We start from the raw sequence: 10,354 nt of genomic DNA, 5'->3' as shown, positions 1-10,354 counted from the left end.
TTTTATGATCTCTTCATTTATATGGTTTGTATTCATGACTATTCATCCAGTAATTATATTAACGATATTAGTTCTAGAAGAACTGAGGAATAGTTATTGTATTATTCACATAAATATCAGGAAGTTCCAAGCAGGAATACTTCTGTTACTTTTTGTATAAAAAAGCAGAGGGATATTGATTTATATAAGATAAGAGAATGGAAAAGGACTTAGTTCTTCTAGAACTAAGTCCTTCCAGGTGTTTAAACCACTTTCTAACGCAGCAAATATAATATTTATTCACTCATTTTGAACTGAATTCACTAAATTAATAACAAAGGGAAGCTTTCTCACGAAAACCTCCCTTCCTCTTGGTGTGTCTATCAATTATGTTGTAAAAAGGATCTATATCCTTGTGTAAAGAATATTATAAAGTAATCGGTATTCCGTGATAGAAATCCAGAATCTTGGCACGGAATATAAAGTTGTATTTCGCCTGTGTCTGTTCGGCCAAACTCTGTGCATACTTGGTTTTTGCTTCGCCGTATTCAAAAACAGTACTTTTTCCTGCACCATAACGTTCTTCCGCATAAGAGAATGCTATTTTACTGGCATCGACCGACTTGTCAGACGACACATACTTTTCCTGGGCAGCCGTGGCATTGTAATAAGCCTGCTGGATCTCTTTGTAAAGTATCTTTTTGGAATTCTCCATCAGCAACTCACGATTATGGATAGCGAGGCGGGCAGAACGAACACTGTTACGAACTTGAAAACGGTTAAAGATCGGAATACTCAAACTGAAACCGATCGATTTCTGTCCGTTATTCTTCAACTGATCGCTGAACGGAGCGTTATTGTACTCCCCGTCACCGAAGTTATGATAATAACCGTTGCTGTAACCGGCACTGAAATTCAGTTTGGGATAATAACCGGCCTGAGCCACCTTCAACATTTTCTTCTGACTTTCGAGCAGGTATTCCTGTTCCTTGACCTGCGGTTTGACACCTACGGCATAGTCGTACACCTGATCAGGAGGAATGATACTACTCATATATTGAGCCACCGCATCACCGGTTTCCGGCTCCTGTACGTCGAAATTTTCACCATCACGTTCCAGTTCCAGACTTTGCGTCAGGTCAAGCAATGCGAGTTTCACGTTATTTTTCGATTCGGTCAATGTCACTTCGTCTTTAGCCAATTGTGCTTTCATATCATACAATTGGGATACAGGCACTTTTCCGGCATTATAAAGAGCCTCGGTCTTCGTTACCTGCTCCGAACTGAGTGCCACCTGCAATTCGGCAATCTTCAGCATTTCCTTATTATAAAGTACCTGCAGAAAATAAGAAGCCACATTTATGGAAAGATCTTCTTTTGCCTTATTCAACGTTTCGACAGACGCTTTCAGATCCAGCTTGCGGGCTGCAATATCGTTGGGTATTTTGAAACCGTCGAACACTGGCATACTCAACTGGATAGAAGCAGAAGTATTTGCCGAGTTACGATCGACGATCAGACCATCTTTCGATTCCGAACGGCCAAAACCGAAATTCTCATTGATACTGGCATTCAGATTGGGTAACCAGCTATACTTGCTGGTGTGCAGCGTTACTTCCTGATTCTGCCGCTCCAGTTCTTTCTGCTTCAGGTCGATATTATTTTCAATAGCGTAACGGATACATTCCTCCAGCGACCATTGTCTGGGTGCTTCCTGTGCTCCTGCCGAAGCACAGAGAAGAGATGATGCCCATACTACGGATAGTATTATTTGCTTCATAGTTTACTCGTTTTATTTCTATTTCTTATTTGCATCGACAATTCCTCCGCGGATCTTGTCATTTTCCGTCAAACCTTCTTTCACCTCAATCTTGATACCATCAGATAAACCGACAGTGACAGGACGTTTCTCAAACAACTGTTCCGGCTTTTCCTGTTTTACGATCTGCACGAAAGTAGAATCGCCGCTGAACTCGACACAGCTTTCAGGAATTGTCAGGACATCAGACGCACGTTTCAGAACGATCTCGGCATTCGCACTGTAACCGGCACGAATAAAGGCATCTTCCGGCATCTGCACAGCCGCTTTGATCTCGAACAGGACGGCACCATTTTCTTCCACTCCTTTCGGAGCCACATATTCCAGCATGGCATCGAACGTACGGCTATCCAACGCACCGACCGTCAATTTGATCGGCATCCCTTCATGGATACGCCCCACTTCGGTTTCATCTACTTTTCCTCGGAAGATCATATTGTTCATATCGGCTACGGAAGCAATCGTCGTACCGTCGTTAAATGTGTTCGACTGGATCACAGAGTTGCCGACTTTGATAGGAACGTCCAGAATCATACCGGTAATCGTTGAGCGAACCTGTGTCGTACTGGAGGAAGCTGACTTTCGGGAAATTCCTTCACGAATGATTTCCAATGCATCCTGTGCATTCTCTGCTTCTTCCTGTGCTTTCTTGTAATTAGCCAAAGATGTTTCATAATCTTCTTTGGAGATCACACCCTGGTCATGCAATTCCTTATCACGTTTATAAGTCGCTTCTATCTGTTCCAGACTGATCTTTGCTACACGGACACGCGATTCGGCACTGTTCAACTGGACCATTTCCGGAATCACCTTGATCTTTGCAATGATCTCACCCTCCTTTACCATCTGTCCGGCTTCCTTCAGTACTTCGGAAATGATACCCGACATCTGGGGCTTGATGAGTACTTCATCGCGGGGTTCCACCTTTCCGGTCGCCACAGTCTTTGTTTCCACCGAGTCACGTTTTGGGGTTACCACTTCATACATAGTGATGACTGGCTGTGCCTTTTTCCACAAAAAGTAGAAAGTGCCGACCACCGCGGCTCCCACCAATACTAAAAAGATGATTCGCAGGACTTTCTTTACGATACGATTCTTCATGATTATATAGTTTATTTTAATTGACAAATGATATACTGTTATTCTTCTCTGATTGCATCAATAGCCTTGATCTGCATGGCACGCCAAGCCGGAATCAATCCCGCCATCAATCCACTGATAAGTAAAACGACGGTTGCTGCAGCTGCAGCTCCGATATGTATTTCCGGATTACTGAAGAAGGTGCCGTTATCAGAAGCACTGCCACTGCTTTCCAGCAAATTGTTGGCTATATCCAACAGGAAAACCCCGCAACTCAACCCTATCAAGCCAGCCAGAGCCGTAAGCAACAAACTCTCGCTCATGATCTGGGAAATGATATCGAACGGCTTTGCCCCAAGAGCACGGCGTACCCCAATCTCACGGGTACGCTCCTTGACCGTCACCATCATAATATTACTAACGCCGATAATCCCCGCCAGCAAAGTCCCCATACCCACCAGCCATACCAGAATATTGATTCCGGTAAAAAGCGTTTCAAAACTGTCGAACTGCTTGGCAATCGTAAAACTGCTAACAGCCTGCGGGTCGGTAGGCGATATTTCATTTTGCGATTTCAGTACGGCTGTTATATCTTCCACCATCTTATCGCAAGGATAACCATCGTCGGCCGTTGCACAAAGGAACCAGAATTTATCCCCCTGGTTTGCAACCTGCTGTAAGGTCGTGAACGGTAACATGATACTTTCCTCCGTACGTCCTCCGATCTGCACACGTGGTTTAGGTTTAACAACTCCCACCACCTGATAGTAAATACCGTTTACCCGGATATACTCTCCGATCGGATCTTCACCCGGGGTGAACAATACTTCACGCACGATACTACCGATCAGACAGACCTTGCGTTTGTCCTTTACGTCTACCTCATTCAGTAAACGTCCTTCCAATACGTGCTGTGTTTCTATATTGAAATATTCGGAATGTACACCGCGTACATTATAAGTACCGGCTTTCTGTCCTCTCACCACATTATTCTGTCCGCCCCACGACATCGCCATCGGCGACAAATAACGAACACCTTTCACCCGATTACGGATCGTTTCTAGATCACGGTTACGCATCTGCCAGTAACGTCCTTTCTTGTAGCCTTTGTAAGGCTCGCCCGTACGTTCGGAAAAGAAAAAGGCTGAATTGGTGGCAAAACCATTCACATTCTTCCATACTCCGTTCTTGAAACCGGTACCCGATCCCAACAGGATAACAAGCATCAGGATTCCCCAAAACACCCCGAATCCGGTCAGCAGGCTTCTGGTCTTGTTGCGGGTGATAGTCACCCATATCTCTACCCAACGGTCTATATCGAACATATCTATCTGTTTTTATTCGTTTCTCATGGCTTCGATAGCCGTAATTTTCACTGCTTTCCGGGCGGGGAAATAACCCGCCAACACGCCTGCACCGACAATAAGCAACGTCGACATCAAGGCTACGGTCAAGTCGACCGTAGGATTCAGGAAAGTACTCATATCATCGTTGGAAGAAGCTTGTCCCATCTTTGCACTTTCCATAATAGCATTAATACCTTCTGTCAGCCCTACCCCGGCAATCATACCGAGATAGCCGAACACGGCCGTTATCAGGATAGATTCTACGATGATCAGTTTCAGGATAGAAAAAGGGGTGGCTCCAATCGCTTTACGAATACCGAACTCGCGGGTTCGTTCACGGACTGTGATCAGCATAATATTACTAACACCCACAATACCGGCAGCCAGTGTTCCGATACCGATTATCCAGATAAACAGAGCGATACCATTCAGCATCCCGTTAAACATGGCAAAATCTTCAATCGTGCTCCACATACCGATCGCCCGCAGGTCTTCCGGATCAAACATGTGCCGTCTTCCCATTTGCTGGCGGAAACGTTTCTCGAAAGCCTCGTATTCCTCTTTCGTATTGATACCATCCAGGGAGAAGATAATATTATCCAACCCGTAACCAGAACGGTACAATTGTTGTGCCGTAGAGAAAGGGATATAAGCCGGAGCATTATTATTATTGTCCTCATCCGTATAAACACCGATCACCTGATAAGGTACATCGCCGGCATTCACGTATTTTCCTAACGGATCCTCCGAGCGGAAAAGCACTTCTTTTATACGGGGACTTATAACGATCACCTTTCTTTTCTGAAGTATATCCACTTCATTGATAAAACGCCCGTTGCCGACTGTCATCTTGATCTTGTCGATTATCGCCTTATCGGGATGTACTCCTTGCAAAGAATAAGAATTATACTCTTCTTTGTATGAAAGCGTATCACTCTGGTAAAGAACACCCGATATCAGGTTTACTTCCGGATTCTGTTGTTTCAGACCGATCAGGTCATCATCCTTATATTGAATACGCCGGTTCGTCTGCATGCCCTTATACGGCTTGCTGGCATAACGTGGCCATGTCTCCACACGGTTGCCCGCCCAACGGTCGAAATTGTGCATGATACCGTTCTTCAGCCCGTTGCCCGCTCCCAGCAGGACGATCAGCATAAAGATCCCCCACGCCACAGAAAAACCGGTGAGGAACGTACGGAGTTTGTTTTTTTTGATCGTACTCCATATCTCCCGGAAATTATCAAAGTCGAACATACCCTTTTCCTTTTTCTATGTTTTCTATCAGACCATCCTTTACGCGGATGATCTTTTCTGTGGCATCGGCTACGGATTGTTCGTGGGTGACGATCACCATAGTCATACCTTCTTTATTCACGTTGCGAAGAAGTTCCATTACCTCAACCGTTGTCACACTATCGAGTGCACCGGTCGGTTCATCTGCCAGAATCACTTGTGGTTTGGCAATGAGGGCACGGGCAATAGCGACACGCTGTTTCTGTCCGCCGGACATTTCGTTCGGCATATGCTCCGCCCAATCTCTTAAGCCAACCATATCCAAATACTCCATCGCCATGGCATTTCTTTTCTTACGGTTCATTCCCTGATAATAGAGAGGAAGCGCTACATTCTCCATCGCATTTTTAAAAGAGATCAGGTTAAACGACTGAAAAATGAAACCGATCATCTGGTTACGAAGTTCAGCTGCACGTGTTTCGCTCAGATTCTGAATCAATTGTCCGTTTAAGTGATAGGTACCCGTATCATACGTATCCAATATACCCAGTATATTCAACAGTGTCGATTTTCCCGATCCGGAAGCTCCCATGATCGAAACCATCTCTCCTTTTTCTATCTCCAGGTCTATACCTTTCAAGACGTGCAGCGGAGCACCGTTGAAATACGTTTTGTTAATTCCTTTCAGCTGAATCATCATATTTGTCATTTCTTTTCATTATTAGACGTACACATTGCTAAAAATGTTACACATTTAAGGAACTTTTTTATTCTCTGACGGAACAAATGTATATTTATATAAAATACCTTGTATCGCAAGGTACTGATTTTTAATCTATATTAACTTTGTAATTTTTACTAATCCTGAAGAATTGCGGTAAACTACTTAACAAATAAACTGATTACAAACGGATTTACTGCATCCATTAATTTTTTTTCTTATAAATTGATAAAAAACAATTGAACTTACTAAAAGCATACTATATTTGTTTTCAAGTAAGAATTTAGCATACATCCTGTTAATCAATGCTTTAAAGATTCCTATTCAACATCTGTTTTGTGGCTGATAATTGTCAGCCGTTCGGTTGATATTTATCGGCCATACGGTTGATAACCATGAACCAATCGGCCGACAATTATCAACCACTGATTTCCCGCCATAGTAAATCAGTTTACATAGGATAGTAAATATACTTTCTTCGTATACTTTTCGGATTATCTCCGGACTATTTCTAAATTCAGTTCATCCTTTTGTATATTTGTACCGCAGGAAGCAACTTAATCACATCGTATCGTGTTTTATTTACATGAAAACAAAAGAAAACAGTATGAGACTTACTTATATTTATCATAGCGGCTTTGCCATTGAAGCAGACGGATATGCTATCCTGATCGATTATTTTAAAGACACGGGGAAGACGCCGGATACTGGATTCGTTCATGATGAATTACTCCATCGCGCAGGGACATTATATATATTATCTTCCCATTTTCATCCGGACCATTTCAACCCGGACATTTTAAAATGGAAAGAGATCAAGCCGGATATCAAATATATTTTCTCCAAAGACATCCTGAAACGTCGGCGTGCGAAAGCCGAAGATGCCACTTTTCTGAAAAAAGGGGATGTATTTGAAGACGAGCATATCCGCATCCAGGCTTTTGGTTCGACCGATGTCGGTATCTCTTTCCTGATAGAAGCGGAAGGGAAACAACTGTTCCACGCCGGCGACCTCAACAACTGGCACTGGAAAGACGAATCGACACCGCAGGAAGTGGCTAAGGCGGAAGGTGATTACCTGCACGAACTGACAACATTGACTCAAACGACACAACATTTGCACCTCGCCATGTTCCCCGTCGACCCACGTATCGGTACGGACTTCATGCGGGGAGCCGAGCAGTTTGTCGACCGGATAAAGACAGACGTTTTAGTCCCCATGCACTTCTGGGAACGTCCCGCCGAAGTAGTAGCTTTCGGCCCTTATGCCGAATCGAAGGGATGCCGCTATATTTTGTTGTCCGTACCGGGTGAAGGCACTGATTTTTAATTTATAAAGATATCAATTATGGAAATTAAAAGTAGATTTGATCATTTCAACATTAATGTTCTCGACCTTGAAAGAAGTATCGCTTTCTACAACAAAGCGCTGGGGCTGAAAGAACACCATCGAAAAGAAGCGAAAGACGGTTCATTCATACTGGTTTACCTGACAGACGATCAGACCGGCTTCCTGCTGGAACTGACCTGGCTGAAAGACCGTAACGAACCATACGAACTGGGAGATAACGAAAGCCATCTCTGTTTCCGTGTAGCCGGCGATTACGATGAAGTCCGTAAATTCCATAAGGAAATGGACTGCGTATGCTACGAGAATACCGATATGGGATTATATTTCATCAATGACCCGGATGATTACTGGATCGAAATATTACCCGCTAAATAAAGAAAAAAACACCAACGGCCAAAATTGTATCAGCTTTTTACCGGCAATACAATTTTGGTTAAACGGTCGTCATAAGGTTCTTCTTTCCGGCGGTAATAATATTCATAAGCAGTGCCTTCCGGCTCATAGCCTTTCTGCATCATCCAGGAAGTCATTTCACCATACAAATAATCCATTTCGTCGTAATCGCCCTTGAACAGGCAGTGGACCACCTTCGATTGTGGAATGACGCGGGGTTGCACACCTTCATTCCCTTCCATCAGGCAAGAAACCGGAAAGCAGAACTCCACATCCAGGTCGTACATATCCAAATTCATAAAATCGTAGTAAATAATAAACGGTACATCGGTCATATAGACCCCTGTCTTCCGTAAAAGGCTCAATGCATCTTCGCGCTTCCTGGCGAACATTCCTTCCAAATTGTTGTAACTGACTTTTATGCGGGCCGATAAAACAGGTTGTTCCGCCCGGACCATAAGCCGTATGTCTGAAACCTGTGGCATAGTGTTATTCATTAATGAGTTAAGAATCTACCAAATATAAAACAAATCCCGATAAATCCACTATCCAAAGCAGGAAAAAAGCTGAAAATGACACATTTTGATCGAATAACAAATTGAAGTTACATTTATTGTCACAACTGAAAACTGAAACAATTCATCATTTTTTTGAAGAAAATCATTGCAGCTAATCAGATTCCTCTTATATTTGCTTTCCAGAAAATCTCATTATTAATCATAAATATAAAATCATGGAGAAGCCTTATGTAGTAGGTATTGATATAGGCGGTACCAATACTGTTTTTGGAGTAGTAGACGCAAGAGGAACAATCTTGTACAGTGGATCGATCAAAACAGGTAAATATAATGACATTAATGATTATGTGACCGAACTCGGTCAAGGTTTATCATTAGTGATCGAACAAGCTGGTGGTCCCGACAAAATCAAAGGTGTAGGCGTAGGAGCTCCCAATGGTAACTTCTTCAACGGCTGTATCGAATTTGCACCTAACCTTCCGTGGAAAGGTAAAATTCCTTTAGCTCAGTTGATCAGCGAACAGATCGGGGGTATTCCCGTAGCACTGACTAACGATGCGAATGCTGCAGCGATCGGAGAAATGACTTATGGCGCAGCACGCGGCCTGAAAGACTTTATCGTGATCACACTGGGAACAGGTGTTGGTAGCGGTATCGTTATTGGCGGTAACCTGGTTTACGGACATGACGGGTTTGCCGGTGAGTTGGGACACGTTATTATGCGTCGTAACAACGGTCGTCCTTGCGGTTGCGGTCGCCAGGGATGTCTGGAAACGTATGCATCTGCAACAGGTGTAGCCCGTACAGCACGTGAATATCTGGAAATCCGTAAAGACGACAGCTTGCTGCGTGAACTGGATCCGGATGAAATCACTTCAAAAGATGTATATGATGCAGCGATGAAGAATGATAAACTGGCTCAGGAAATCTTTGAATTTACAGGTAATATCCTGGGTGAAGCTTTTGCTGATGCTGTTGCGTTCTCCAGTCCGGAAGCTATCATTCTGTTCGGCGGTCTGACCAAGGCAGGCGATCTGATCATGAATCCGATCAAACGTTCTATGGAAAAGAACATGCTGAAAGTGTACGAAGGTAAAACAAAACTTCTTTTCTCTCAATTGAAAGAAAGCGATGCAGCTGTATTAGGTGCAAGTGCTTTGGGTTGGGAAGTGAAAGAATAATCGTATTTCACTGGGGATTTTCCCCGGATCGAGGGCGGCCTAAAGCCGCCCTTATTCATTTATATACATTATATATCAGTTTATTCTATGAGTCATCCTTTACATCAGTTCGTTTATTGCCCCCAGTGTGGTGCTAAAACTTTCGTCGAACGTAATGAGAAAGCTAAACAATGCACGACATGCGGCTTCGTTTATTATTTCAATCCTTCATCGGCCGTTGCCTGTTTTATCCGCAATGCGGCAGGAGAAATCTTATTGGTGCGCCGTGCCAAAGATCCGGCCAAAGGAACACTCGATTTACCGGGAGGTTTTGTCGATATGCACGAATCGGCTGAAGAAGCGGCACATCGTGAAGTGAAGGAAGAGACAGGATTGGATATTACCGAATGTCGTTATCTGTTTTCTATTCCTAATCTATATATGTATAGCGGCTTTGAGGTACACACAGTGGATATGTTTTTTGAATGTTATGTGGAAAATTTCGAGGGCGTCCATGCAGAAGATGATGCAGCCGAAGCCGTTATCCTGAAAAAGGAAGAGTTAAATGCAGATGATTTCGGCCTCATGTCGATAAAGAAAGGGATCGAAATCTATAGAAAAAACTATTGCTAGCCGGTAAACATGGGTTTATTACAATTAGGAGCGGGATAAAAGTCCGCTCTTTTATTTTTAATACAATTACTACCCTCACCCGACAAAATAGATTAATATATAGTAAAAAATAAATAAA

Annotated in this window: 10 protein-coding genes; 4 read left to right on the top strand and 6 right to left on the bottom strand. The window is 43.3% G+C overall.

The window, feature by feature from the left end; translation table 11 throughout:
- Positions 1–406: 406 nt before the first annotated feature.
- The 5 genes from DWW23_RS10760 to DWW23_RS10740 are packed head-to-tail and all read right to left on the bottom strand — an operon-like array spanning position 407 to position 6,157.
- Positions 407–1,759: a TolC family protein gene (locus DWW23_RS10760; protein ID WP_122353288.1), complete on the bottom strand. Its 1,353-nt coding sequence runs from the start codon at positions 1,757–1,759 to the stop codon at positions 407–409.
- A gap of 18 nt (positions 1,760–1,777) precedes the next feature.
- Positions 1,778–2,899 carry an efflux RND transporter periplasmic adaptor subunit gene (locus DWW23_RS10755; RefSeq protein WP_122353287.1) on the bottom strand — a complete coding sequence of 374 codons (1,122 nt, stop codon included), beginning with the start codon at positions 2,897–2,899 and terminating at the stop codon, positions 1,778–1,780.
- Positions 2,900–2,937: 38 nt separating this feature from the next.
- Positions 2,938–4,203 carry an ABC transporter permease gene (locus DWW23_RS10750; RefSeq protein WP_122353286.1) on the bottom strand — a complete coding sequence of 422 codons (1,266 nt, stop codon included), beginning with the start codon at positions 4,201–4,203 and terminating at the stop codon, positions 2,938–2,940.
- Positions 4,204–4,215: 12 nt separating this feature from the next.
- Positions 4,216–5,481 (bottom strand): ABC transporter permease, encoded by a 1,266-nt coding sequence (locus tag DWW23_RS10745; protein WP_122353285.1) that lies wholly within the window; start codon positions 5,479–5,481, stop codon positions 4,216–4,218.
- Positions 5,468–6,157, bottom strand: a complete 690-nt coding sequence (locus tag DWW23_RS10740) for an ABC transporter ATP-binding protein (RefSeq protein ID WP_187576530.1) — start codon at positions 6,155–6,157, stop codon at positions 5,468–5,470. The genes DWW23_RS10745 and DWW23_RS10740 overlap by 14 nt, the downstream gene beginning before the upstream one ends.
- A gap of 631 nt (positions 6,158–6,788) precedes the next feature.
- On the opposite strand from DWW23_RS10740, the gene DWW23_RS10735 reads away from it, so the two are divergent.
- Positions 6,789–7,511, top strand: a complete 723-nt coding sequence (locus tag DWW23_RS10735; RefSeq protein ID WP_122353419.1) for an MBL fold metallo-hydrolase — start codon at positions 6,789–6,791, stop codon at positions 7,509–7,511.
- Positions 7,512–7,529: 18 nt separating this feature from the next.
- The gene (locus DWW23_RS10730; RefSeq protein WP_122353284.1) at positions 7,530–7,907 is read left to right on the top strand and encodes a VOC family protein; all 378 of its coding nucleotides are present in this window, start codon (positions 7,530–7,532) and stop codon (positions 7,905–7,907) included.
- 29 nt (positions 7,908–7,936) lie between these two features.
- Here the strand turns inward: DWW23_RS10730 and DWW23_RS10725 are convergent, their stop codons facing one another.
- Complete coding sequence (locus DWW23_RS10725) at positions 7,937–8,410, bottom strand: GyrI-like domain-containing protein (protein ID WP_122353283.1); 474 nt, start codon at positions 8,408–8,410, stop codon at positions 7,937–7,939.
- Between the two features lie 248 nt (positions 8,411–8,658).
- On the opposite strand from DWW23_RS10725, the gene DWW23_RS10720 reads away from it, so the two are divergent.
- A complete protein-coding gene (locus DWW23_RS10720; protein ID WP_122353282.1) occupies positions 8,659–9,624 on the top strand; it encodes an ROK family protein in 966 nt (321 codons plus the stop codon).
- A gap of 87 nt (positions 9,625–9,711) precedes the next feature.
- Positions 9,712–10,236 carry an NUDIX domain-containing protein gene (locus DWW23_RS10715; protein ID WP_122353281.1) on the top strand — a complete coding sequence of 175 codons (525 nt, stop codon included), beginning with the start codon at positions 9,712–9,714 and terminating at the stop codon, positions 10,234–10,236.
- Positions 10,237–10,354: the final 118 nt, after the last annotated feature.

It is taken from the genome of Parabacteroides sp. AF14-59 (assembly GCF_003479515.1).
Lineage (GTDB): Bacteria > Bacteroidota > Bacteroidia > Bacteroidales > Tannerellaceae > Parabacteroides > Parabacteroides faecis.
The sequence above is the reverse complement of the archived record's forward strand: the minus strand, read 5'-3'. Positions and strand labels throughout refer to the sequence as shown.